This is a genomic window from Variovorax robiniae, from assembly GCF_037889955.1.
GTDB classification, from domain to species: Bacteria; Pseudomonadota; Gammaproteobacteria; order Burkholderiales; family Burkholderiaceae_C; genus Variovorax; species Variovorax robiniae.
The window spans coordinates 23,114-48,040 of record NZ_JBBKZS010000022.1; the positions used below are offsets into that span (position 1 = coordinate 23,114).

Below are 24,927 nucleotides of genomic sequence, written 5' to 3' on the forward strand. Positions count from 1 at the left end.
TCAGAGCGCCCGCATCACAACGGCGGCAATGGCCGCGAAGCCTTGCGCTCCCGACGCACCCTCCCCACCCGCTCGCCGCCTCGCAATGCCGCGTTCTCCTGCCCAAACGCCAGCGTCTTCTTCACCCGTTCTACGTCCCCCATCGGCACCGCGCCGCCCGCGGCCTTTTCCAGTTGCTCGACCATGCGCGCGATGCGGTCGGCCACGCTCTCGTTGCTGAGCTTCTCGCGGAACAGTTCGACCATGAGCGGGAACGAGAACGGCGTGGGCCGCGCCAGCGTCTTCATCACCAGTTGCTGCATCGCGATACGCGCGAGGCTGGCGCGCAAGCGGGTGATCTCCAGTTCCTGCGCCAGCAGTTCCTGCTCGGCCTGCAGCAGCAGGCGGTTCTGCGGGTCGTACTTGCGGAACACCTCCCAGAACAGAGAGGACGAGGCCTGCAGTTGCTTGTTGCTGCGCTTCTCGCCGGGATAGCCCTGGAAGATCAGGCCCGACACACGCGCGATCTCGCGGAAGCGCCGTTGCGCGAGTTCGCTGGCGTTGAGGCTCTCCAGCACCTCGTGCAGCAGGGTCGTTTCGTCGGTGGGCGCGAGCACTTGCGGCAGCAGCACGGGCCAGTCGACCTCGGTCGCACTCAGCAGTTCGAAGCCGTAGTCGTTGACCGCGATCGAGAAGGTGCGCGGTGCATGCTGCGCGACGCGCCAGGCGATGAGGTTGGCCAGGCCCAGGTGCACCTGCCGGCCCGCGAAGGGGTAGAGGAACAGGTGCGAGCCTTCGCGTGTCGCGAGCATTTCGGCGAGCAGCGTTTGCGGCGTGGGCAAGGCGGACCATTGCTGTTGCAGTTCCAGCAGCGGGCGCACGCATTGCAGCTCCGGCGATGCGTAGTGGCCCTCGCCGGCTTCCGCGAGTTGCCGCACCACGGCGTCGGCCAGCGTGGTCGTCAAGGGAAAGCGGCCACCGCCCCAGCGCGGCACCACCGGCCGCTTGCCGCTCGCGCGGCGCACCCCGGCCGTCATCTCCCGGATGCGCACCAGTTCCAGCACACGGCCGGCAAAGAGGAAGCAGTCGCCCGGCTTCATGCGCGCCACAAAACTCTCCTCGACGCTGCCGAGCTTCGCGCCACCGACGTACTGCACCGCCATGCTCGCATCGCTGACGATGGTGCCGATGTTCATGCGATGACGCCGCGCGAGCCGCGCATCGGGCACGCGCCAGATGCCCTCGGCGTCCGGCACGGCGCGGTGGTAGTCCGGGTAGGCCGCGAGCGACGGGCCGCCTTGCGCGACGAAGGACAGGCACCAGTCCCAGCTCTCGCGGCCCAGGTCCTTGTACGCCGCGGTCTCGCGCACTTCGTCGTACAGGTCGTCGGGCCGGAACCCGCCGCCGAGCGCCACGGTGACCAGGTGCTGCACCAGCACGTCGAGCGGCTGCACCGGCGTGCTGCGCGCCTCGATGTGGCCGTCCGCCACCGCGGCCCGGGCCGCGGCGCCTTCGACCATCTCGATGCTGTGCGTCGGCACGACCGTGATGCGCGACGGCCGGCCCGGCGCGTGGCCCGATCGCCCGGCGCGTTGCAGCAGGCGCGCGACGCCCTTGGGTGAGCCGATCTGCAGCACGCGTTCGACCGGCAGGAAGTCGACGCCCAGGTCCAGGCTCGAGGTGCAGACTACCGCGCGCAACTCGCCATTCTTCAACCCGGCCTCCACCCATTCGCGCACTGCGCGGTCCAGCGAGCCGTGGTGCAACGCGATGACGCCCGCCCACTCGGGCCTGGCTTCGAGCATCGCCTGGTACCAGATCTCCGCCTGCGAACGCGTGTTGGTGAAGACCAGCGTGGTGCTGCTGTTCGCCACTTCCTCGATGACTTGCGGCAGCATCGTGAGGCCAAGGTGTCCGCCCCACGGGAAGCGTTCGGCACGGCCGGGCAGCAAGGAATCGATGACGAGTTGCTTGGGCACCTGGCCTTGCACGATCACGCCGTCCTGCCGGTTGCCGAGCAGCGTGTGCATGGCCTCGGGCAGGTTGCCGAGCGTGGCGGACATGCCCCAGACGCAGAGCGCCGGGTTCCAGCGACGCAGGCGGGCCAACGCAAGCTGCACCTGCACGCCGCGCTTGTTGCCGAGCAACTCGTGCCACTCGTCGACCACGACCATTCTCAAGGTGCCGAGCACGTCGCGGGCATCGGCGCGCGAGAGCATGACGCAGAGGCTCTCGGGCGTGGTGACCAGCACGGAGGGCAGACGCAGGTTCTGCGCGCTGCGCTCGCCGGTGGGTGTGTCACCGCTGCGTGCGCCGGCGGTCCAGTCGGGTTGCAGCACTTCGAGCGGCTGTTGCAAGGCACGCAGCGTGTCGGCGGCGAGCGCACGCATCGGGGTGATCCACAGCACGGTGAGCGGCGGGGCTGTCCTTTTCGCGAGCGGACGTGAGGACTTCGCATCCGCCGCGACGCCAAACGCCTTCAACGCGCCGAGCCACACCGCATAGGTCTTGCCCGCGCCGGTGGTGGCGTGCAGCAGGCCCGAGCGCCCTTCGCCGATGGCCTTCCACACCTCGCGTTGGAACGCGAACGGCTTCCACCCGCGCGAAGCAAACCATGCAACGAGATCCGCCGTCTTCACGGACTTGCTCCTTCTCCCTCTGGGAGAAGGTCGGGATGAGGGCTGTCCCCGTCCCCACCAGGCAACAACGCCGCCAGGGTCTCCAACGTATCCGCCTCCTCCACCGACTTGTCCTCCCGCCACCTCAACATCCGCGGAAAGCGCACCGCGATCCCGCTCTTGTGCCGCGTGCTGCGCGCAATCCCTTCGAAGCCCAGCTCGAACACCAGCGTCGGCCGCACGCTGCGCACCGGCCCGAAGCTCTCGATGGTGGTCTTGCGGATCACCGCATCGACGCGCGCCATCTCCGCGTCGGTCAGTCCCGAGTACGCCTTGGCAAAGGGCACCAGCTTGCGATCCTCCTGCCCCGGCGGCCCGTCCCACACGGCGAAGGTGTAGTCGCTGTAGAGGCTGGCGCGCCGACCATGGCCGCGCTGCGCATAGATCAGCACCGCATCGACGCTCAGCGGGTCGATCTTCCATTTCCACCAAGTGCCAACATCCTTGGTGCGTCCCACACCGTAGGCCGCACGGCGCTGCTTCAGCATCATCCCTTCGACGCCCATCGCGCGGGCGGCTTCGCGCTGGCGCGCGAGATCGGTCCAGTCCGTGCCGGTCAGCATCGGGCTCGCGATGAGCTGGGGATGCCGCACATCGGCAACAAGTTCGTCGAGCAGCGCACGGCGTTCGTCCTGCGGCATCGCGCGCAGGTCGCGGCCTTGCCATTCGAGGATGTCGTAGGCGAGCAGCACCACCGGGATCTCGCGCAGCAGCTTCGCGCCCAGCGTCTTGCGACCGATGCGGCGCTGGAGTTCGGCGAAGGGCTGCACCCTGTCTTCACGCCAGACCACGATCTCGCCGTCGAGCACCGTGCCGTCCGGCAGCGCCTCGCCCATCGTCGCGAGTTCGGGGAAGCGGTCGGTCACCAGTTCCTCGCCACGCGACCACAGCCACACGGCGCCGGCACGCTTGACGAGCTGCGCGCGGATGCCGTCCCACTTCCACTCGACGATCCAGTCGGCGGGCGGGCCGAGCAGCGCACCGAATTGCGCGAGCTCGACGTTGAACGGATGCGCCAGGAAGAAGGGATAGGGCTGGCCGCTGGTCTTCTGGTTCTGCTCGCCATCGCTCTCGGGCGCGATCAGCGCAGCATAGTCCTGTGCCGCCGGTTGCCCGCCGATGTGCGTGTAGCCCATCAGGCGTTGCGCCACACGCTTGGCATCGACGCCACCGACGGCCGCGAGCGCCTGCGTCACCTGCAGCCTCGACACGCCGACGCGGAAGGCGCCCGTGATGAGCTTGAAGTACACCAGCCGCTCGTCGGGCGCGAGCTGTCGCCACTGGGCGCGCAGCGCATCGGCGAGTTGCTCCGGCGCGGTCTTGCGCAAGGGCAGCAGGTGCTGCTCGACCCATGCGGCCAAGCCGAGCTCGTGTTGCTCGGTGGGTGGCGGAAGCAGCAGCGCGATCGTCTCGGCCAGATCGCCGACCGCTTCGTAGCTCTCATCGAAGAGCCACTCAGGCAAGCCCGCGGCTTCTTGCGCGAGCAGTCGCAGCAGCTTCACCGGCACCAGTTGCCGCGGCTTGCCACCCGCCAGGAAGTACACGGCCCAGGCGGCGTCCTGCGGCGGTGCTTCGCGCAGGTAGCGTTGCAGTGCGGCCTGCTTGCCGAGGCTGGCCGTGGTCGCGTCCAGCTCGCGATACAGCGCCGCGAATCTTTTCATGGCTGTTCTTTCGCGTCCTTCGCGGAACCTTCGCGTCCGGCCAAGTCCGATCCCGCGCCAGAGCCGTCCGCCGCCTCCGCCCTGTCCGCCACATCCTCATCGCCGTACTCGGTCTTGAAGCCCTGCGCATCAAGCCCGTTCTCGGTCAGCCAGCGCACCATCACCGCGACGCTGCCATGCGTCACCAGCACGCGCTCCGCCCCCGTGCCGGCAATGGCCTGCTGCAGGCCAGGCCAATCCGCGTGATCGCTCATGACGAAGCCCCGGTCCACGCCGCGCCGACGCCGCGTCCCGCGCAACTGCATCCAGCCGCTGGCAAAGGCATCGGCATACGCGCCGAAGCGCCGAATCCACGGCGTGCCCTGTGCAGACGGCGGCGCCAGCACCAGCACGCGCTTCAGCATCTGCGCGTCCACTCCGGGATCGGTCACGCGCACCGTCGGCGGCAGCGCCACGCCGGCCGCGCGGTACACCGCATTCAAGGGCTCGACCGCGCCATGCACGACGATCGGCCCGATCGACGCATCCACCCCATGCAGGATGCGCTGGGCCTTGCCGAAGGCATAGCAGAACAGCACCGACGCGCGCCCCTCCTGCGCATTGCGCCGCCACCAGTCGTCGATCTCCGCGAACAGCATGGACTGCGTCGGCCAACGGTAGATCGGCAGGCCGAAAGTGGACTCGGTGATGAAGGTGTCGCAAGGCAGCGGCTCGAAGGGCGGACAGGTGCCATCGGGCTCGGTCTTGTAGTCACCCGAGGCCACCCACACGCGCCCGCCATGTTCCAGCCGCACCTGCGCCGAGCCCAGCACATGGCCGGCCGGATGCAGCGAGACGCGCACGCCGTGGTGCGTGATCGCCTCGCCATAGGCCAGCGTCTGCAGGTGGATGTCGTTGCCCAATCGCGTGCGCAGGATGCCTTCGCTGTCGGTCTGCGCCAGGTAGTGGCCATGCCCGACGCGCGCATGGTCCGAGTGCGCATGCGTGATGACGGCACGCGCCACCGGGCGCCAGGGGTCGATGTAGAAATCGCCGGGCGGGCAGTACAACCCCTCGGGCCGCGCCACGACGAGGTCGCCGGGGCGCGAGGCTGAAGTGTGGGGCGACGGCTCGGTCATGGCCCGTCCATCGTAGGCGGGGGTGCCGATTCGTGCTCGCGCGTGGCGACGCGAAAGGGTGTGGGCTGCGGCCTACGAACGCTTCATGACGCCTTGCGCGGCTCGCTCGGGCGGCACGCGGCGCGGATGATCCGGTCGGTCGGGTTCGGCTCCATGTCGCGCAGTTGCAGCGGCTTGGGCGCGTCGGAGTAGTCGGTCGTGATCACCGGCAGGCCGGTCCAGAGCGGCTCCGGGTAGAAAGTGGCGATCATGTAGTCGCCTTTCTTCGCGTTGCAGTCGAAGGCAATACGGGCCTCGTAGGAGCGGTAGGGCAGCTTGTCCCAGTTGAGGCGCTGCTTCGACCGATTGACCCGCATGTACATGTTCTTGACGCCGCCCGCGGTCGTGATGGCAACGGGGTCGACCTCCACCGTGTCGACCTTCGGATCGATCGGGTTGCCCACCACCGTGAACCAGGTCGTTCCCGTGGCGCAGGCCCCAGCCCCGGCGCCCGCCAGCAGCACCGACACGAACCACTTCTTCACGCCGACTCCTTCACCGTCGAAAGTTAACGACAGTGAACTGTAACGCGATGCGACGAGTTTCAGACGGCGGCGTGCGCCTCTACATAAAGCGCGTAGAGCGAATGGCTGCTCGCCATGTAGAGCCGGTTGCGCTTCGGCCCGCCGAACTCCAGGTTGGCGCAGCGCTCCGGCAGCCGGATGAAGCCGATCGGCTTGCCCTGCGCGTTGAACACCTTGACCCCGTCCATGTCTTCCGACTTCGCCAGCGGCAGGTGCGCCTTCATGCCGCCGGGCACGTCGGTGGCGGTCGGGGAGAAGGCGCCGCTGAAGCCCCAGCCGCACCACAGGTTGCCGTCGCGGTCGACCCGGAAGCCATCGAGCGAGCCGGGTCCATCGGCATCGATGAGCTTGGTCTTGCCCGACAGGCCACCGTCGGCGGCCACGTCGTAGCTCCAGATGCTGCGGTTGGGCGTGCCCTTCCACTCGACCACGTAGAGCTTTTTCTCGTCGGGCGAGAAGGCCAGGCCGTTCGGGTTGACCAGGTCGGTGATCATCGCGGCGATCTGCCCGTCGGCACCGATGCGGTAGACGTTGGTGGTGGCCTGCTCGGGCGTGCCGCGCGCGCCTTCCCATTCGCCGTTGATGCCGAAGATCGGGTCGGTGAACCAGATCGAGTCGTCGGACTTCACCACGACATCGTTCGGCGCGTTGAGGCGCTTGCCCTCGAACTTGTCGGCCAGCACCGTCACCTGGCCATTCTTCTCGGTGCGCACCACGCGGCGCGTCACCGAATGCTCGCAGGTGACCAGGCGCCCCTGCCGGTCGCGCGTGTTGCCGTTGGCGTAGTTGACGTTCTCCTTGTGCACCGTGAACTTGCCGGTCTTCTCGTCGAACTTCATGAGTCGGTTGTTCGGGATGTCGCTGCACAGCAGGTAGCCGCCCTCGGGGAAGTACACCGGCCCCTCGGCCCAGCGCATGCCGGTGCCGACCAGCTCGACGGTGCTGCTGTAGATCCGGTATTTCGCAAAGCTCGGGTCGAGGATCAGCACCGCCGGGTCGGGGTAGCGCTGCGCCGGCTTGAAGTCGAAGGACTGCGCGCCGGCCACGCCGCCAAGCGCAGCCAGGCCCGCGCCTGCGACCGTCTTCAGAAAGCCGCGGCGCGCCTCGGTGGACGCTGGATGTTCGTCTTGCATGTCTGTTGTCCCCGCCTTGTTGTTGGTTGTTGGCAAAGAGGTGCGCGGCCGGCACGCACGTCAGCAGTCGTGAAGCGGCCGCAGCAGAAAGCTTCGCGCCTTCGTCAGCCTTGGGCGACTTCGTGTTTCGCCATTAACTCCAGCGCCTTCACCAGCGCCGAATGGTCCAGCTGATCCCACCCATTGGCCGCGCAGGTGCCCATCAGTTGCGCGGCCGATGCGGTCTGCGGCAACGACACGCCGATCGCCTTGGCGCCGGCCAGGGCGAGGCCCAGGTCCTTCTGGTGCAGGCCGATACGGAAGCCCGGATTGAAGGTCCGCTTGATCATGCGTTCCCCATGCACCTCCAGGATGCGCGACGACGCAAAGCCGCCCATCAGCGCCTGCCGCACCTTGGCCGGATCGGCGCCCGCCTTGCTCGCGAACAACAGCGCCTCGCCGACGGCCGCGATGTTCAGCGCCACGATGATCTGATTCGCGACCTTGGTGGTCTGCCCGTCGCCGACACCGCCGACGTGCGTGATGTTCTTGCCCATCAGCTCGAACAGCGGCTTGGCCTTGGCAAAGGCTTCCTCGGTACCGCCGACCATGATGGTCAGGCTCGCCGCCTTGGCGCCCACTTCACCGCCCGACACCGGCGCGTCGAGGTAGTCGCAGCCCAGGTCGCTGATCTTCTTCGCGAAGGCCTTGGTCTCGATCGGCGAGATGCTGCTCATGTCGATCACGGTCTTGCCCTTGGACAGGCCTTCCGCCACGCCGCCTTCGCCGAACAGCACGCCCTGCACGTCGGGGGTGTCCGGCACCATCGTGATGATCACCTCGGCCTGCTGCGCGACTTCCTTGGCCGACGCGCAGGCAATCGCATTGCTCGCCGCGATCTCCGCATTCACCTTGCTGCGCTTGACGTAGTAGAGCTGGTGGCCGGCGTTGACGAGGTGCATGGCCATGGGCGCGCCCATGATGCCGAGGCCGATGAATCCGATCTTCATGATGTGTTGTTCCTTTTTCTGGGTTCAGTAGGTGGAGGATCCGGAGGACGTGGCGACGACAGGCTCGGCGCGCATCTTCGACAGCACGGCTTGCGAGCCCGCCGCCATGAGCCGCGCATCCGAGCTGACGGTGACGAACTGGAAGCCCTTGGCGATGCGGGCCATCGCGCCCTCGGGGTTGCCGTTGTGGATGCCCGCGACCAGGCCATGGGCCTTGGCGCGTTCGAGGATGTGGTCGATGGCCTCCTGCGCTTTCGGGTCGACATCGTCGAACACCGGGCGGCAGCCCAGCGCCAGCGACAGGTCGGACGGGCCGATGTAGACCGCGTCCAGCCCTTCCACCGACATGATCGCGTCGAGGTTGTCCAGCGCCTGTGCGGTCTCGATCATCGCGAAGGTCACGATGGTGTCGTTGGCATGCGTGGCGTAGTCGGCGCCGCCGTAGAGCAGCGCGCGGATCGGGCCGAAGCTGCGCGTGCCGCGCGGCGCGTAGTGCGTGTACGCGACCAGCTTCTGCGCCTCTTCGCGCGTGCTGATCATCGGGCAGATGACCGCCATGGCCCCGGCGTCCAGCGTCTTCATGAGCGCGCTCGGGTCGAGCCAGGGCACGCGCACCACGGGCACGGTGTTGGTGGTGGAGATCGCCTGCAGCATCGGGATCATGGCCTGGTAGTCGACCACGCCGTGTTGCAGGTCGATGGTCAGCGAGTCCCAGCCCTGGTGGGCCATGGTCTCGGCCGAGAAGCTGTTGGGGATGGCCAGCCATCCGTTGATGGCGGCACCGCCGGATTTCCAGAGGGTGCGCAGACGGTTTTCTCTCATGGTGGCGAGCCTTGTGGGTTGTTGTGAATCAGCGGTCGAGTGCGGGGCGCTTGGGATCGAACTTCCAGCCCGGCACGAGGAATTGCATGGCCATCGCATCATCGCGCGAACCGAGGCCGTGCTGCTTGTACAACTGGTGCGCCTTCTCGACCTCGACCATGTCCAGCTCGACGCCCAGGCCCGGCTTCTTCGGCACCTGCACCAGGCCGCCTTCGATCTTCAGCGGGTCCTTGGTCAGGCGCTGGCCGTCCTGCCAGATCCAGTGCGTGTCGATGGCGGTGACGCGGCCCGGCGCGGCGGCGCCGACGTGGGTGAACATGGCCAGCGACACGTCGAAGTGGTTGTTGGAATGCGAGCCCCAAGTCAGACCCCAGTCGCGGCAGGTCTGCGCGACGCGCACCGAGCCGGCCATGGTCCAGAAGTGCGGGTCGGCCAGCGGGATGTCGACCGATTGCAGCGCGAGCGCGTGGCTCAGTTGGCGCCAGTCGGTGGCGATCATGTTGGTCGCCGTCGGCAGGCCGGTGGCACGGCGGAATTCGGCCATGACCTCGCGGCCCGAGAAGCCGTCTTCGGCGCCGCAGGGGTCTTCCGCATAGGCGACCACGCCGCGCATGTCGCGCATGAGGCGGATCGCGTCCTTGAGCAGCCAGCCACCGTTCGGGTCCAGCGTGACGCGGGCCTGCGGAAAGTGCTCGTGCAGCGCGACGATGGCCTCGATCTCTTCCTCGGCACGCAGCGCGCCGCCCTTGAGCTTGAAGTCGTTGAAGCCGTAGCGCGCATGGGCAGCCTCGGCGAGCTTGACGATCTCGTCCGGCGTCATCGCCTTTTCATGGCGCAGGCGGAACCAGTCGTTGTCGGCGCCCGGGTCGCTGGCATAAGGCAGGTCGGTCTTGCCCTTGTCGCCGACGAAGAAGAGATAGCCCAGCATCTCCACCGCCTCGCGCTGCTGGCCTTCGCCGAGCAATGCCGCGACCGGCACGTTCAGGTGCTTGCCCAGCAGGTCGAGCAGCGCGGATTCGATGGCCGTCACCGCATGGATCGCGATGCGCAAATCGAAGGTCTGCAAGCCGCGCCCGCCGCTGTCGCGGTCGGCGAACTTCCGCTGCACCTCCTGCACCAGTCGCTGCTGCGAGCCGAGCGGCTGGCCCACGATGAGTTCACGCGCATCCTCCAGCGTCTGCCGGATCTTCTCGCCGCCCGGCACTTCTCCGACGCCGGTGTTGCCCGAACTGTCCGTGAGGATCAGCAGGTTGCGCGTGAAGAAGGGTCCGTGCGCGCCGCTCAGGTTGAGCAGCATGCTGTCGCGGCCCGCGACGGGGATCACGCGCAGTTCGGTGATGACAGGGGTGGAGGAGGATGCGGGTGCGGTCATGATTTTGTGCGGGGGTGTGACAGTAAAGGGAGCGTGCAACAAGTGCAATCAGATTCGTCGGGAGAGCGGCATCAGTCCGCCGTGATCTTTCCGGTGTCGATGACCTTCTTCCAGCGGTCGAACTCCGCCTGCTGGAAGGCCGCGAACTGCGCCGGTGTGTTGCCCACCACTTCCAGCCCGATCTCGGTGAACTGCTTCTTCACGGCCGGGTCGTTCAGCGCGGCGACAGCGGCCTCGTGCACCTTGGCCTTGATGTCGGCCGGCAGACCCTTCGGCGCGACCAGCGCCTGCCACGAATAGACGTCGACACCCTTCACGCCCGCCTCGGCCAGCGTGGGTACCTCGGGGAGCACCGGCGAGCGCTTGTCACCGGTGACGGCCAGCGCCTTCAGCTTGCCGGCCTTGATGTTCTGGATGACCGCATTGACGTTCGGGAAGGACGCATCGACCTGGCCGCCGAGCAAGTCGGTGATCGCCGGCGCGCCACCCTTGTACGGCACATGCAGGCCGGTCGTTCCGGTCTGCTGCCAGAACAATGCGGCCGTCAGGTGGTCGCTCGATCCGTTGCCAGACGAGGCGAAGGTCATCTTGCCGGGGTTCTTCTTCTCGTTGGCAATGACGTCGGCCACGCTGTTCATCGCCGAGTTGGCCGGCACCACCAGCACATTGGGTGCCTGCACGGCGACGGTGATCGGGTCGAAGTCCTTCAGAGGGTCGTATTGCATGCCCTTGATCAGGTGCGGCGCGATCACCAGCGGACCGAGCGAGGTCACGAGGAAGGTGTAGCCGTCGGGCGCGGCGCGCTTCACGAAGGTCGCGCCGATGGTGCCGGTGGCGCCCGCCTTGTTGTCGACCACGAAGGACTGGCCGAATTTTGCGCCCAGCTTCGTGCCGAGAGCGCGGCCCACCATGTCGGTCGAACCGCCCGCCGGGAACGGCACGACGATCGTCACCGGCTTGCTGGGCCAGGCCTGGGCGAAGGCGGTGGTGGTGGTCGCGACGCCGAAGGCGAGCGCGGTGATGAACTTCTTCATGTCGATGTCTCCTGGAATATGCGCCCCGCATTTGGGCGGTAGCGCTATCAGCTTGTTGAGAACCAAATGATAGCGCTACCGTAAACGCCGTCAAGTCCTTTGTCCAGCCGTTTCCTGGGGTCAGGCGCTCTCGCGCTCCACGATGGAGAAGCCGACGTCGACCACCCGCTGCGTCACCTCGCGCCCCTCGGCCCGGTCGACGATGAACTGTGCGGCTTGGCGCCCGATGGCGATGCCGTCGATGCGCACCGTGGTCAGCGCGGGATGCAAGTCGGCCGAGAACTCCAGGTCGCCGAAGCCGACGACGGCCAGCCGCCCCGGCACCGCGATGCCGCGCGACTGCGCCTCGGTCATCACGCCGAGCGCGAGCAGGTCGGAGCTGCAGAACACCGCGTCGACGGCGGGGCTGCGCGCCAGCAGCTCGGCCAGCGCGACGCGCCCGCTCTTGAGCGTGGTGGGTGCCGGCACGCGCACGATCTGGACCTCGCCCAGGCCGGCGGCGTGGGCCGTCTCCTGGAAAGCGGCCAGCCGCCGGGTTGCGCGCTCGTCGTCCCCGGCCACCGCCGCGAGCGACTTGCACCCCTTGGCGCGCAGGAATTCGGCCACCGCGCGCCCCACTTCGGCATGAGAGAAGCCCACCAGCATGTCGAGCGGCGTGGGCGTGAGATCCCAGGTCTCCACCACCGGAATCCCGGCGGCCATCAGGCGCTTGCGCCCTTCGGCCGAATGCATGATGCCGGTCAGCACGATGCCGTCGGGCCGGCGCCCGACGATGGCTTCGAGCAGCGCGTCTTCCCGCGAATCCACATACCCGCTCTGGCCCAGCATGAGCTGGTAGCCCTCCGTCGCCAATGCATCGGTGAGCGCCTGCACCGTCTGCTGGAACACCGGTCCGGAGATGGTCGGCACCACCGCCGCCACCAGCCGGCTGCGCGCCGACGCCAGGCCGCCCGCCAGCACGTTGCGCACATAACCGGTGCGGCTCACGGCCTCGGTCACCTTGCGCAGAACGTCGGGCGACACCTGGGAGGGCTTGCTCAACGCACGCGATGCGGTGATCGGCGCCACGCCGGCGAGCTTGGCCACGTCGTGCAAGGTGACGGCGCCACTGCCGCGCCGCGGGCGTCGAGTAGGGTTGCCCGATGGGGGATTCATGCTTGCGATTCTAGCCACGCGTTAGCGCTACCGTAAGATCTATTGACAACCAGTCGGAACCCGTTCGGCATGCAACTTGCACCTCGCCCCGCCATGACCGCCATCAACCTTCCCGCCGTCCTCGCCGAAGTCGAAGCCGTGTTCGCGCAGTACCAGCAGGCGCTGGTCAGCAACGATGTTCCGGTGCTCGACCTGTTGTTCTGGAACTCTCCCCACACGCTGCGCTACGGCGCGGGCGAGAACCTCTACGGATACGACGCAATCCGCGACTTCCGCAAGGCCCGGCCTGCCGTGAACCTGGAACGCGAGATCACCGCGACGTCGATCACCACCTTCGACCAGGACTTCGCCGTGACCAACGTCGAGTTCAAGCGCGCCGGCAGCGAGCGCATCGGACGGCAGAGCCAGACCTGGGTGCGCATGCCTGAGGGCTGGCGGGTCGTTGCTGCTCACGTCAGCTTGATGGGCTGATCGGATACGGACGGTCGACCGCGCCCTACTTCTTCGGCCGGTTCTTCATCATCTCCAGCACGTTCATCGTCTGACCGCCCGGCATGACCATGTCGCCGGGCTTCTGGCCGGCCTTGCAGGGGCCGACCCATTTGGCTTCCATGATGGTTTCGCCCTGCGCGCGGCCCATCATCGGCGGGTCGTAGGTGGAGCGCATGACCATGCGGTAGGCCGAACCGAAGTCGCCGGTGATCACGCCATGCGTGGTCGCGGTGCTGGCGGTGCCGTTGCCGAGATCGATGCGGCACACCGAATCGACCACGAAGCCGCCGCCCTCGGCACGCATCTCCTGCTTGCTGCACATCTTCTCGCCGACACCCATGCCCATCTCCCGCATCGCCTTGTCGCTCGCGGCGTCGATGCATTGCTGGGTGACATGCCCCGCGGGGGCTTTACCGCCGGACGCCCCGGTCTGCAGCGTCATCTCCCACAGCCCGGGCTTGCGCGGCGGATAGTCGGTCGGCGAAGCGGCCAGCGCGGTGCCGCAGAGCAGGGACAGCGCGGCGGCAGTCAGCGGCTTGGTCATGATTGGCGATCCAAGGGTGGACACATCATCGGCTTGTACCTTGACGCGCCCCGCACCGATATAGCGCAATCGGCATACCGCCGCGCGGGCCGCATCGAACACGGCACCGTGCGTCAACGGGTGGGCGTCATCCGGCGAAAGATGTCCACTTGGCCTCGCTCGCCGCGGAGGCCACCGTGCGCTCGATGAAACGCACGCCGCGCGCGCCATCTTCCACATGCGGATAGTCGGCCACGAGCGGGTCGGCCTGCGTGCCGTCCAGCCTGGCGCGAATGTCGGCCATGGCGCCGAGGTACACGTTGGCAAAGGCCTCGATGAACCCTTCCGGATGCCCCGCCGGAATGCGGCTCGCACGCTGCGCCGCAGGGTGCAGCCACGGCGCGCCGCGCGTGAAGATGCGCTTCGGCCCGTCGTTCGGAAAGTGCACCAACTGGCTCGGCTGTTCCTGCCGCCACTCCAGCGTGCCCAGCGAGCCCGACACGCGCAGCCGCAAGCCGTTCTCCAGCCCCGCGTTGATCTGCGAAGCGACCAGCACGCCGCGCGCGCCGCCCTTGAAGCGCAGCAGCAGGCTGCCGTCGTCGTCGAGCATCCGGCCCGGCACGAAGCGCGTGAGGTCTGCGCAGAGGCTCTCGATCTCCAGCCCGGTCACCGTCGCGACCAGGTTCTCGGCATGCGAGCCGATGTCGCCGATGGCCCCGGCCGCGCCGCTGCGCGCGGGGTCGGTGCGCCAGTCGGCTTGCTTGTTGCCGGTGCCTTCCAGGTGCGACGCGAGCCAGCCCTGGTTGTATTCGACGACGACCTTGCGCACCTCGCCGATCTCGCCGGCTGCGACCATGGCGCGGGCCTGGCGCACCATCGGATAGCCGGTGTAGTTGTACGTGACGCCGAAGATGATTCCCTGCTTTTTCACCGCGGCCACGAGTGCATCGGCCTGCGCCGTGGTGTGTACGAGCGGCTTGTCGCACACCACGTGGAAGCCGGCGTCGACGAAAGCCTGCGCCACCGGGTAGTGCACATGGTTGGGCGTGACGATCGCGACGAAGTCGATGCGCTGCTCGGGCGGGCGCTTGAGTTCGTCGGCGAGCAATGATTGCCAGTCGCCATGGTTGCGGTCGTCGGCCAGCAGCAGGTCGCGACCGGAGGCGCGCGCCTTGTCGGGCGTGGCGGACAGCGCGCCGGCCACAAACTCGGCCTGGCCGTCCAGCGCGATCGCGTGGCGGTGGACGGCGCCGATGAAAGCATCGCGGCCGCCGCCGACCATGGCGTAGCGCAGTTTGCGCTGGGAAGTTGAAGTACTCATGGAATGGAGCCCAAGGTTTGGTCTTCTCCCCTCTCCCTCCGGGAGAGGGCCAGGGTGAGGGCGTCGGGCGTACGCAACGCCCGGCCTCGATTCAAAGGCCCGGAGCCCTCACCCCAACCCTCTCCCGGGGGGAGAGGGCGCAACAGCCGAAGAGGGAGCGAATCCTCAGAACGGGCTGTCCGGGTGGTAGAAGTCCTTCGCGTTGTCCTTCGTGATCAGCACCGACGGAATGATCGTCGTCGCCGGCAGCTTCGCGCCCTTCAGGCGCGCTTCGGCCGTGAGCTTGATCGCGTCGTAGATGAACTTGGGCGAGTAGCTCACGTCGGCCGTGATGCGCTTGTCCTTGCCGTCCATGATGGTCTTGACCATGTCCTTGGCACCGGCGCCGCCGAAGATGATCTTGATGTCGTCGCGCTTGGCCTGCTCGATGGCCTTCAGCACGCCCACCGCCATGTCGTCGTCGGCGGCCCAGATCGCATCGATGCTCTTGAAGCGCGTCAGGTAGTCCTGCGTGACCTTGAAGGCGTCGTCGCGGTTCCAGTTGGCGTACTTGGCGTCCAAGAGCTTCACGTCGGGGCTGCCCTTGAGCACCGCGTTGAAGGCGTCCATGCGCTCGTTGTCCAGGGTGGTCGCAATGCCGCGCAGCGCCACCACGTTGCCCTTGCCGCCCAGTTGCTTGACGATGTACTCGGCCGGGATCTTGCCGAAGGCCGTGTTGTCGCCGGCCACGTAGGCGTCCTGCGCGCTGGTGTCGGTCAGGCCGCGGTCGACCACGGTCACGTAGGTGCCCTTGGCCTTCACTGCCGCGACCGGCTTGGTCAGCGCAGCGGACTCAAAGGGGAACACGACCAGCGCGTTGATCTTCGTCACGGTCTGCAAGTCCTGCAGCTGGTTCGCCTGCTCGCCCGCGTTGGCGGCCGTCTTGATCGTGATCTTCAGGTCCGGGTTCGCCTTCTCCAGGTCCTTCTTGGCCTGGTTCGCCCAGTAGTTGATGCCGCCCATGAAGCTGTGCGTGGCGGCCGGGATCGACACGCCGAGATTGACCTTCTCTGCGGCCAGCGCGGGCAGGCTGGCGAACGCGGCGGCCGCGACGGCCGTGAGTGCGATGCGACGGGTGATGGATGTCATTGCGGGATGTCTCCTATGGGTGATGGAACTACGACTGCGGGGAAAAACTAGCGCCGGCCGCGCTGGAGGAACGCGACGATGATGATCACGAAGCCCTGCACCGCCGCGTTGAGGTACACGCTGATGATGCTGGTGAGGTTCAGGATGTTGCTGATGACCGAGAGCAGGATCGCGCCGACCACCGTGCCGGTGATGCTGCCCGCACCGCCCTTGAGCGCCGTGCCGCCGACGATCACCGCCGCGATCGCTTCCAGCTCCCACAGCAGGCCCGTGGTCGGCGAGGCGGAACCGAGGCGCGGCACGTACAGCAGCGTCGCCACGCCCACGCAGACACCGAGCAGCACATAGGTCAGGATCTTCACCCGGTCGACATCGACCGCTGCATAGCGCGCGACCTGCTCGTTCGACCCGATCGCCTGCACATAGCGCCCATAGGCCGTGCGGTTGAGGATCAGCGCACCCACCACCGCGACGATCACGAACACCCACACCGGAATCGGGATCCCCGCGAGGCTCGCGTAGTACACCGGCGCGTAGAGGTCCGCCGGCTCGTTGTCCAGCGTCAGCGCGCCGCCGTTCGCAAAGTAGGTGAGGTAGGCCCGGAATATCCCCAGCGTGCCCAACGTCACGATGAAGGGCTCGATGCGCCCCTTGGTGATCAGCAGCCCATGCACCAGCCCGAACACCGCGCCGAGCACCACCGCCAGTCCCGCGCCCAGCACCACCGCCGTCAGCGGCGAGCCGGTCGCCGGCCCGGCCCAGTTGATGAACATGATCACGCTTCCCGCGATCAGCGCCGCCATCGAGCCCACCGACAAGTCGATGCCGCCCGAGATGATGACGAAGCACATGCCCACCGCGATGATCCCGATGAAGGCCGTGCGCGTGAGCACGTTCATCACGTTGTCGGCGGTCGCGAAGTCGCTGTTGAGCAGCGTGCCGGCGATGCACAGCAGCACCAGCCCCGCGACCGGCCCGAAGCCGCGCAGTTGCTCCGTCCAGCGCGGCTTGGCCTCGGCGCGGTGCGCCGCGTCCTCAGGCGCGGTCTTGGATTGTTCCGGTGGCATGAGCGATGAGCTCCTCTTCGGTGAGATGGTCCGCGTCCAGCGTGGCGACGATCCGGCCCGCCCGCATCACCGCGACGCGGTGGCACAGGCCGATCAGCTCCATCAACTCCGACGAGACGACGATCACGGCGAGGCCTTCGCGGGCCAGTCGCTGGATCAGGAAATAGATGTCGCGCTTGGCGCCCACGTCGACGCCGCGCGTGGGCTCGTCGAGCACCACGATCTTCGGTTTGGGTTGCAGCACCTTGGCCAGCGCCAGCTTCTGCTGGTTGCCGCCCGAGAGCGACGAGGCCTTGGCCTCCAGCGTGCCGGTGCGGATGCCGTAGTCCTTCACCGCCGCGCCCAGCGCCGCGCGCTCCGCATCGGGCCGCAGCCAGGGGCGCGCGTATTGCTCCAGCGCCATCAGCGTGAGGTTCTGGCGCAGCCCGAAGTTCACATGCAGGCCCTTGCCCTTTCGGTCTTCGCTGAGGTAGGTGAAGCCGTGCCGCGCCGCATCGCGCGGATTGCGCAGGTGCACCGGCTTGCCGAGGATCTGCACTTCGCCGCTGGACGGGCGCAGGCCCATGAGGCCTTCGAACAACTCCGTGCGGCCCGCGCCGACCAGGCCGGCGAAGCCGAGGATTTCGCCCGGCCGCACATCGAAGCTGGCCTCCCGCGCCCATCCCGGCACGCTGAAACTGCGCACCTGCATTGCGGGCGGCTCGTCATGTGCCACGAGGTCGCGCGGCGGGAAAAGATCGGCCAGCTCACGCCCCACCATGAGGTTCGCCATCTGCTGCCGCGTGAGGTCCGAAGTCGGCGCCCGCGCCACGAAGCGGCCATCGCGCATCACGATCACCTCGTCCGTCACGCGCTCCACTTCGTCGAGCTTGTGCGAGATGTAGACGATGGTCACGCCATCCGCGCGCAACTGCGCGATGAGCTTGAAGAGACGTTCGGTCTCGCTGGGCGTGAGCGTGGCCGTCGGCTCGTCCATGATCAGCAGCCGCGCGTGCCGCGCGATGGCCTTGGCAATCTCGACCAGTTGCTTCTCCGCCACGATGAGCCGGCGCACCTTGGTGCGCGGGTCGACCTTCAGCCCGACCTGCGCGAGCGCCGCCGCGGACTCGCGCTCCATGGCCGCGTCGTCCAGCCACAGCCCCTTCTTCTTCTCGTGGCCCAGGAAGATGTTCTGCGCCACGCTGAGGTCTTCCGCGAGGTTGAATTCCTGATGGATCAGCACGATGCCCAGCGCCTCGGCATCACGCGAATTGGCGAAGTGCTGCACCGTGCCGTTGATGCTCACGCTGCCGCCGGTCGGCTGCTCGTAGCCCGCAAGGATCTTCATCATCGTGGACTTGCCCGCGCCGTTCTCGCCCAACAGACCGTAGACCCGGCCGGGCGCCAGCGAGAAGCTCACGCCATGCAGCACCTGCACCGGGCCGAAGGCCTTGACGATGTCGGTGAACTCGACGGCGACGCTGCGCTTCGCCGAAGCGGCGGCGGTAGCGGAGGTGACGGTGTTCATCGCTCGCCCTCTAGGCACGGCACGCGCGCGCCCTCGCGGCCATGCACGGGTGCGCAAGTAGCGCGGGCGCCAACCCGTCCTGCGAGCGTCATGGCGCCACCCCGCGAACCTTCAGCGTCTCATGCAGCGCGAGCACCCCGGCCCCGATCACGCCACCTTGCATGCCCAAAGGCGTGTACTGGATCTCCAGATGCCGCGTCGACAGCGCCAGCGAACGCTGATACACGCTTTGCCGCACCGCCGCCAGGAACAGCGGCCCGATGCCGGTGATGCCGCCGCCGATGAACACATGCGACGGATTGAAGAAGTTGACGACCGACGCCAGCATCTGCCCGATCAGGTTGCCCGCGCGCTGGATGATCCCGTTGGCCGCGGCATCCCCCGCGCGGCTTGCCTCGCCAACGTCGGTGGCCTCGATGCGTCCCTTCTCCCGCAAGCAGGCAGCCAGTGCCGCACTCTCGCCCGCATTGGCCGCCTCGACCGCCATGCGCGTGATGGCCGGCCCGGCCGCCATCGCTTCCACGCAACCCACGTTGCCGCAATGGCAGCGCGGCCCTTCCTGGTCCACGCAGATGTGACCCACGTCGCCGGCCGAACCTGCAGCGCCGCGGTATACCTCGCCATGACAGACGATCCCACAACCGATCCCCGTGCCCACCTTGATCACCAGGAAGTTGCTCAGCGACCGGCGCAGCCGCCACAGTTCGCCGAGCGCCATCAGGTTCACATCGTTGTCGACGAACACCGGCGCGGCATATTCCTCGCGCAGGTAATCGCGGATCGAGAAACTGTCCCAGGCCGGCATCAGCGGCGGGCTCACCAGTTGCCCGATCGCGAAGTTCACTGGACCCGGCACGCCGATGCCCACGCCCAGCACATCCTTTGCGGTGAGCCCGGCTTTCGCCAGCAACTCTCGCATCAGCGTCCGCACTCGCGCCAGCACCACGCCCGGGCCTTGCCGCACATCCGCCGCCTCGGCGTGTTGCGCCAGCAGCGTCAGGTCTGGCCGCAGGATGGCCACATCCAGGCTGGTCGCGCCGATGTCCACGCCGATGAGCGCGCCTAAGCCAGCATTGAGTTGGAGGTTCTCCGCGCGGCGACCGCCCGACGAAGGCTGCAGCCCATACTCGGCCAGCATGCCTTGGTCAATCAGGCCGGCGATCAGCGTGTTGGCCTTGCTCTTGGAAAAGCCGAGCCGTTCCGCCATGCCATGCCGCGAGCCGCCGGCCGACCAGAAGGCGGCCTCCAGCAATTGCATCTCATCGGCACTGACACCACTCCAGCGCATCCGCACTTTGTCTCCGTCATTGTTCTTGCGCGGCCTCTCGGTGCCGGGCGAAGGCGGATGCTAGGAGCTTGGCTTCAGCCGCACAAGGTCAATCTTCAGCCGAATTCAGTTCGAAGATGCACATTCACAACGGCTTGGGCCGAAGCGCAGGCATGAAAAAGCCGCCCGAAGGCGGCTTGATCGTCAGCGCGGGAATTCGCTTACTTGGCTTGACGGTACTTGCGCAGCGCAGCGATCTGCGCGGCCATCACGGCCAGTTCCGACTGCGCCATCGCGATGTCGATGTCGCTCTTGGCGTTTTTCAGCGCTTCCTCGGCCGCAGCCTTGGCCTTGTTCGCCTTCTCTTCATCGAGGTCCTTGCCGCGGATCGCGGTGTCGGACAGCACGGTGACGGCGTTCGGCTGCACTTCCAGGATGCCGCCGGCCACGAAGACGAACTCTTCGCCGCCTTCAGCCGTCTCGATGCGCACCGCGCCGGGGCGGATGCGCGTGATCAGCGGGGTGTGGCGCGGATAGATGCCGAGCTCGCCGGCTTCACCGGGCAGCGCGACGAACTTGGCTTCGCCCGAAAAGATCGACTCTTCCGCGCTGACCACGTCCACATGAATGGTGCCTGCCATGGTGATTCCTTCTTAAGCGACCTTCTTGGCCTTCTCGAACGCCTCATCGATCGAGCCCACCATGTAGAACGCTTGTTCCGGCAGGTGGTCGGCTTCGCCGTTCACGATCATCTTGAAGCCGCGGATGGTTTCGGCCAGCGGCACGTACTTGCCAGGCGAGCCGGTGAACACTTCAGCGACGTGGAAAGGCTGCGACAGGAAGCGCTGGATCTTCCGGGCGCGGGCCACGGCCAGCTTGTCTTCCGGTGCCAGTTCGTCCATGCCCAGGATCGCGATGATGTCGCGCAGTTCCTTGTAGCGCTGCAGCGTGCCTTGCACGGCGCGGGCCACGTTGTAGTGCTCTTCGCCGACCACGTTCGGGTCGAGCTGACGCGAGGTCGAGTCCAGCGGGTCCACGGCGGGGTAGATACCCAGCGAAGCGATGTCACGCGACAGCACCACGGTGGAGTCCAAGTGGGCGAAGGTCGTGGCAGGCGACGGGTCGGTCAAGTCGTCCGCAGGGACGTACACGGCCTGGATCGAAGTGATCGAGCCGACCTTGGTCGAGGTGATGCGCTCTTGCAGGCGGCCCATTTCTTCGGCCAGCGTCGGCTGGTAGCCCACGGCGGAAGGCATGCGGCCCAGCAGAGCCGACACTTCGGTACCGGCCAGCGTGTAGCGGTAGATGTTGTCCACGAAGAACAGCACGTCACGGCCTTCGTCGCGGAAGGACTCGGCGATGGTCAGGCCGGTCAGCGCCACGCGCAGACGGTTGCCCGGCGGTTCGTTCATCTGGCCGTAGACCATGGCCACTTTCGACTCCGCCAGGTTGTCCAGGTCCACGACCTTGGAGTCCGCCATTTCATGATAGAAGTCGTTGCCTTCGCGGGTCCGTTCACCCACACCGGCGAACACCGACAGACCCGAGTGAGCCTTGGCGATGTTGTTGATGAGTTCCATCATGTTCACGGTCTTGCCCACGCCGGCGCCGCCGAACAGGCCCACCTTGCCGCCCTTGGCGAACGGGCACACCAGGTCGATCACCTTGATGCCGGTTTCCAGCAGGTCTTGCGAGGGCGAGAGTTCGTCATAGGCCGGTGCCTTGCGGTGGATCGAAGCGGTGAGCTCCTGGCTCACTTCGCCGCGCTCGTCGATCGGACGGCCGAGCACGTCCATGATGCGGCCGAGGGTGGCCTTGCCGACCGGCACCGTGATTGGCGCGCCGGTGTTGGTCACGATCAGGCCGCGACGCAGGCCGTCGGACGAACCGAGGGCAATGGTGCGCACGACGCCGTCGCCCAGCTGTTGCTGAACTTCGAGGGTCAGCCCGCCGCCTTCGAACTTCAAGGCGTCATACACCTTCGGCATCTGGTCGCGCGGAAATTCCACGTCGACCACGGCGCCGATACATTGAACAATCTTGCCTTGTACTTCAGCCATTTTTCGATTCCTTCAAGATCTCAAACTTGCACTGGCTCTCGCCAAACCGTGTTCAGGGCCCACCGGGCACTTACTTCAACAAAAAACTGCGTAAATAACTTCTTGCAGAAGCGCCCGGACCCTGTTGTCAGACGCTTTTGCAAGAACGCCGGCCGTGGCCAGCATTCCCGCACTTCAAAAGCTCAGCGCTTCACTTCTTCTCGGCCGGCTTCTCAGCCTCCGCAGCCTTCGCCGGTTCCGCAGCCGGAGCCGGCGCAGCAGCAGGGGCCTCGACCGGTGCAGCAGCCGCAGGAGCCGGAGCCGCCGCGGGTGCTTCAGCCGGCGCCGCCGCCGGTGCGGGCGCTGCTGCCGGTGCTTCAGCCGGGGCCGGAGCCGGCGCTGCCGCCGGTGCTGGCGGCGCCGCGGGCGCCTCTTCCTTCTTCGAACAAGCCGTGAGCGCCGCCGCCACTGCGACCAACGCGAGAACCTTTTTCATTTTTTCATCCCTGTTGTACTGCGGGCCTGTGATAACGCGCCTCCAGCAGGACTGCTGTCAGCGCGGCGGCAATGCGGCCCGTCCCATTGCAAGTTCTGGTGCTAGACCCCTGCCGCGGCGGCCGCGCCCGACACGATCTCGGACAGTTCCTTCGTGATCCCGGCCTGGCGCGTCTTGTTGTAGACCAGCTTCAGCTCGTTGATCACGTTGCCGGCGTTGTCGGTCGCTGCCTTCATGGCCACCATGCGAGCGGAGTGCTCGGAGGCCATGTTTTCAGCGACCGCCTGGTACACCAGCGACTCGACGTAGCGAACCAGCAGTTCATCGATCACGCTCTGCGCATCCGGCTCGTAGATGTAGTCCCACGAGGGCGTACCGGCTTCGACTTGAAGCGATTCGGCCGCCAGCGGCAACAGTTGCTCCACCATCGGCTCTTGCTTGATGGTGTTGATGAAGCGCGTGTAGCACAGGTACACCGCCGAGATCTTGCCCTCGGCATACGAGTCGAGCAGCGTCTTGACCGGGCCGATGAGCTTTTCCAGATGCGGCGTATCGCCGAGGTGCGTGACATGCGCCACGACACGCCCACCGATGCGGTTCAGGAAGCCGAGGCCCTTGCTGCCGATCGCGACCGAATCCACGGTCTTGCCGGCGGCCTGCGCCTCGCGCAACTTGGCCGTGACCAGGCGCAGCAAGTTGGTGTTCAAGCCACCGCACAAGCCCTTGTCGCTGGTCACCACGATGAACCCGACGGCCTTCGCCTCGTTCGTCTTCATGAACGCGTGCGTGTACTCCGGGTTCGCCTTGCCGAGGTTGGCCGCGATGTTGCGGATCTTCTGGCTGTACGGGCGAGCCGCGCGCATGCGTTCCTGCGCCTTGCGCATCTTGGAAACCGAGACCATTTCCATGGCCTTGGTGATCTTCTTGGTGTTCTCCACCGATTTGATCTTGCCGCGGATTTCCTTACCAGCTGCCATGAGAGCTCCTTGTCAGTTCAGTGCGGTCGATCAGGCGAACGACTTCTTGAACGACGTGATGGCAGTCGTCAGCTCGGCTTCGGCATCCTTGTCCAGTGCCTTCGACTTCTCGATCTTGTCGAGCAGCGCGGCGTGGCTGGACTTCAGGAACTGGTGCAGGCCGTGTTCGAACGGCAGCACCTTCTTGATCTCCAGGTCGTCCAGGAAGCCCTTGTTCACCGCGAACAGCGTGGCGCCCATCAGCGAGATCGGCAGCGGGCTGTATTGCGTTTGCTTCAGCAGTTCGGTCACGCGGGCACCGCGGTCGAGCTGCTTGCGGGTGGCTTCATCCAGGTCGGAAGCGAACTGCGCGAACGCAGCCAGTTCACGGTACTGCGCCAGGTCGGTACGGATACCGCCGGACAGGCCCTTGATGACCTTGGTCTGCGCCGACGAACCCACGCGCGACACCGAGATACCGGCATTGATGGCGGGGCGGATACCGGCGTTGAACAGGTTCGTTTCCAGGAAGATCTGGCCGTCGGTGATCGAGATCACGTTGGTCGGCACGAAAGCGGACACGTCGCCGGCTTGCGTTTCGATGATCGGCAGTGCGGTCAGCGAACCGGTCTGGCCTTTGACTTCACCCTTGGTGAAGGCTTCGACGTAGTCGGCGTTCACGCGGGCTGCGCGCTCGAGCAGACGGCTGTGGAGATAGAACACGTCGCCGGGGTAGGCTTCGCGGCCTGGCGGGCGGCGCAGCAGCAGCGAGACCTGGCGGTACGCAACGGCTTGCTTCGACAGGTCGTCATAGACGATCAGCGCATCTTGGCCGCGGTCGCGGAAGTATTCGCCCATCGTGCAGCCCGAGTAGGCCGACACGTACTGCATGGCAGCCGATTCGGAAGCCGAAGCGGCCACGACGATGGTGTATTCCATCGCGCCGGCTTGCTCCAGTGCGCGCACCACGTTCTTGATCGACGAAGCCTTCTGGCCGATCGCAACGTAGACGCAGGTCATGTTCTGACCCTTCTGGTTGATGATCGCGTCGATCGCCACGGCGGTCTTGCCGGTCTGGCGGTCGCCGATGATCAGCTCGCGCTGGCCACGGCCGATCGGCACCATCGAGTCGATCGACTTCAGGCCGGTCTGCATCGGCTGGTCCACGGACTTCCGTGCAATCACGCCCGGTGCGACCTTTTCGATCACGTCGGTCATCTTGGCGTTGATCGGACCCTTGCCGTCGATCGGCTGGCCCAGTGCGTTCACCACGCGGCCGATCAGTTCGGGGCCCACGGGCACTTCCAGGATGCGGCCGGTGCACTTGACCGTGTCGCCTTCGGAGATGTGCTCGTATTCGCCCAGGATCACGGCGCCGACGGAGTCGCGTTCCAGGTTCAGCGCCAAGCCGAAAGAGGGCGTGCCGTCCGCGCTCGGCGGGAACTCCAGCATTTCGCCTTGCATGGCGTCCGACAGGCCGTGCACGCGCACGATGCCGTCGGTCACCGAGACGACGGTACCTTCGTTGCGGATGTTGGCGGAAACACCAAGACCTTCGATGCGGCTCTTGATGAGTTCGGAAATTTCTGCGGGATTGAGTTGCATGACTCGTTCCTTCTTTCTGTGT

22 protein-coding genes are annotated in these 24,927 nt (G+C 66.7%); 1 reads left to right on the forward strand and 21 read right to left on the reverse strand.

Annotated elements, in window-relative coordinates; all coding sequences use genetic code 11:
* Positions 1-14: 14 nt before the first annotated feature.
* The 10 genes from WKW79_RS30685 to WKW79_RS30730 form a co-directional block, all read right to left on the reverse strand.
* Positions 15-2,618, reverse strand: a complete 2,604-nt coding sequence (locus tag WKW79_RS30685; protein WP_340339025.1) for a ligase-associated DNA damage response DEXH box helicase — start codon at positions 2,616-2,618, stop codon at positions 15-17.
* Positions 2,615-4,318 (reverse strand): ATP-dependent DNA ligase, encoded by a 1,704-nt coding sequence (locus WKW79_RS30690; protein WP_340339026.1) that lies wholly within the window; start codon positions 4,316-4,318, stop codon positions 2,615-2,617. The genes WKW79_RS30685 and WKW79_RS30690 overlap by 4 nt, the downstream gene beginning before the upstream one ends.
* Positions 4,315-5,436: a ligase-associated DNA damage response exonuclease gene (locus WKW79_RS30695; RefSeq protein WP_340339027.1), complete on the reverse strand. Its 1,122-nt coding sequence runs from the start codon at positions 5,434-5,436 to the stop codon at positions 4,315-4,317. The genes WKW79_RS30690 and WKW79_RS30695 overlap by 4 nt, the downstream gene beginning before the upstream one ends.
* Positions 5,437-5,519: 83 nt before the next feature.
* Complete coding sequence (locus WKW79_RS30700; protein WP_340339028.1) at positions 5,520-5,960, reverse strand: surface-adhesin E family protein; 441 nt, start codon at positions 5,958-5,960, stop codon at positions 5,520-5,522.
* A 59-nt stretch (positions 5,961-6,019) separates the two neighbouring features.
* On the reverse strand, positions 6,020-7,132 hold the full coding sequence (locus WKW79_RS30705; protein WP_340339029.1) for an SMP-30/gluconolactonase/LRE family protein: 1,113 nt from the start codon (positions 7,130-7,132) through the stop codon (positions 6,020-6,022).
* A gap of 104 nt (positions 7,133-7,236) precedes the next feature.
* A complete protein-coding gene (locus tag WKW79_RS30710; protein WP_340339085.1) occupies positions 7,237-8,124 on the reverse strand; it encodes a 2-hydroxy-3-oxopropionate reductase in 888 nt (295 codons plus the stop codon).
* 21 nt (positions 8,125-8,145) lie between these two features.
* The gene (locus WKW79_RS30715) at positions 8,146-8,943 is read right to left on the reverse strand and encodes an HpcH/HpaI aldolase family protein (protein WP_340339030.1); all 798 of its coding nucleotides are present in this window, start codon (positions 8,941-8,943) and stop codon (positions 8,146-8,148) included.
* A 28-nt stretch (positions 8,944-8,971) separates the two neighbouring features.
* Positions 8,972-10,315 carry a glucarate dehydratase gene (gene gudD / locus WKW79_RS30720; protein WP_340339031.1) on the reverse strand — a complete coding sequence of 448 codons (1,344 nt, stop codon included), beginning with the start codon at positions 10,313-10,315 and terminating at the stop codon, positions 8,972-8,974.
* A gap of 71 nt (positions 10,316-10,386) precedes the next feature.
* Positions 10,387-11,349, reverse strand: coding sequence for a Bug family tripartite tricarboxylate transporter substrate binding protein (locus WKW79_RS30725; protein WP_340339032.1), 963 nt, complete (start codon positions 11,347-11,349; stop codon positions 10,387-10,389).
* 120 nt (positions 11,350-11,469) lie between these two features.
* Complete coding sequence (locus WKW79_RS30730) at positions 11,470-12,504, reverse strand: LacI family DNA-binding transcriptional regulator (RefSeq protein WP_340339033.1); 1,035 nt, start codon at positions 12,502-12,504, stop codon at positions 11,470-11,472.
* Between the two features lie 69 nt (positions 12,505-12,573).
* On the opposite strand from WKW79_RS30730, the gene hpxZ reads away from it, so the two are divergent.
* Positions 12,574-12,975: an oxalurate catabolism protein HpxZ gene (gene hpxZ / locus WKW79_RS30735; RefSeq protein WP_422823986.1), complete on the forward strand. Its 402-nt coding sequence runs from the start codon at positions 12,574-12,576 to the stop codon at positions 12,973-12,975.
* A 25-nt stretch (positions 12,976-13,000) separates the two neighbouring features.
* On the opposite strand, the gene WKW79_RS30740 is transcribed toward hpxZ, so the two are convergent.
* The 11 genes from WKW79_RS30740 to atpA all read right to left on the reverse strand — a co-directional run bounded on the left by WKW79_RS30740 (position 13,001) and on the right by atpA (position 24,905).
* On the reverse strand, positions 13,001-13,540 hold the full coding sequence (locus tag WKW79_RS30740) for a DUF3617 domain-containing protein (RefSeq protein WP_340339034.1): 540 nt from the start codon (positions 13,538-13,540) through the stop codon (positions 13,001-13,003).
* Positions 13,541-13,667: 127 nt separating this feature from the next.
* Positions 13,668-14,840 carry a Gfo/Idh/MocA family protein gene (locus WKW79_RS30745; RefSeq protein WP_340339035.1) on the reverse strand — a complete coding sequence of 391 codons (1,173 nt, stop codon included), beginning with the start codon at positions 14,838-14,840 and terminating at the stop codon, positions 13,668-13,670.
* Between the two features lie 165 nt (positions 14,841-15,005).
* Positions 15,006-15,968 carry a substrate-binding domain-containing protein gene (locus WKW79_RS30750; RefSeq protein WP_340339036.1) on the reverse strand — a complete coding sequence of 321 codons (963 nt, stop codon included), beginning with the start codon at positions 15,966-15,968 and terminating at the stop codon, positions 15,006-15,008.
* 47 nt (positions 15,969-16,015) lie between these two features.
* A complete protein-coding gene (locus WKW79_RS30755; protein WP_340339037.1) occupies positions 16,016-17,035 on the reverse strand; it encodes an ABC transporter permease in 1,020 nt (339 codons plus the stop codon).
* A complete protein-coding gene (locus tag WKW79_RS30760) occupies positions 17,004-18,542 on the reverse strand; it encodes a sugar ABC transporter ATP-binding protein (RefSeq protein WP_340339038.1) in 1,539 nt (512 codons plus the stop codon). Before WKW79_RS30760 ends, WKW79_RS30755 begins: the two co-directional genes overlap by 32 nt.
* A gap of 88 nt (positions 18,543-18,630) precedes the next feature.
* Positions 18,631-19,800, reverse strand: coding sequence for an ROK family protein (locus WKW79_RS30765; protein WP_340339087.1), 1,170 nt, complete (start codon positions 19,798-19,800; stop codon positions 18,631-18,633).
* A gap of 230 nt (positions 19,801-20,030) precedes the next feature.
* A complete protein-coding gene (locus tag WKW79_RS30770) occupies positions 20,031-20,450 on the reverse strand; it encodes a F0F1 ATP synthase subunit epsilon (RefSeq protein WP_340339039.1) in 420 nt (139 codons plus the stop codon).
* A gap of 12 nt (positions 20,451-20,462) precedes the next feature.
* Positions 20,463-21,869, reverse strand: coding sequence for a F0F1 ATP synthase subunit beta (gene atpD, locus WKW79_RS30775; protein ID WP_340339040.1), 1,407 nt, complete (start codon positions 21,867-21,869; stop codon positions 20,463-20,465).
* Positions 21,870-22,059: 190 nt separating this feature from the next.
* Positions 22,060-22,344, reverse strand: a complete 285-nt coding sequence (locus WKW79_RS30780; RefSeq protein ID WP_340339041.1) for a hypothetical protein — start codon at positions 22,342-22,344, stop codon at positions 22,060-22,062.
* A gap of 101 nt (positions 22,345-22,445) precedes the next feature.
* The gene (gene atpG, locus WKW79_RS30785; protein ID WP_340339042.1) at positions 22,446-23,321 is read right to left on the reverse strand and encodes a F0F1 ATP synthase subunit gamma; all 876 of its coding nucleotides are present in this window, start codon (positions 23,319-23,321) and stop codon (positions 22,446-22,448) included.
* A 30-nt stretch (positions 23,322-23,351) separates the two neighbouring features.
* On the reverse strand, positions 23,352-24,905 hold the full coding sequence (gene atpA / locus WKW79_RS30790; protein WP_340339043.1) for a F0F1 ATP synthase subunit alpha: 1,554 nt from the start codon (positions 24,903-24,905) through the stop codon (positions 23,352-23,354).
* Positions 24,906-24,927: the final 22 nt, after the last annotated feature.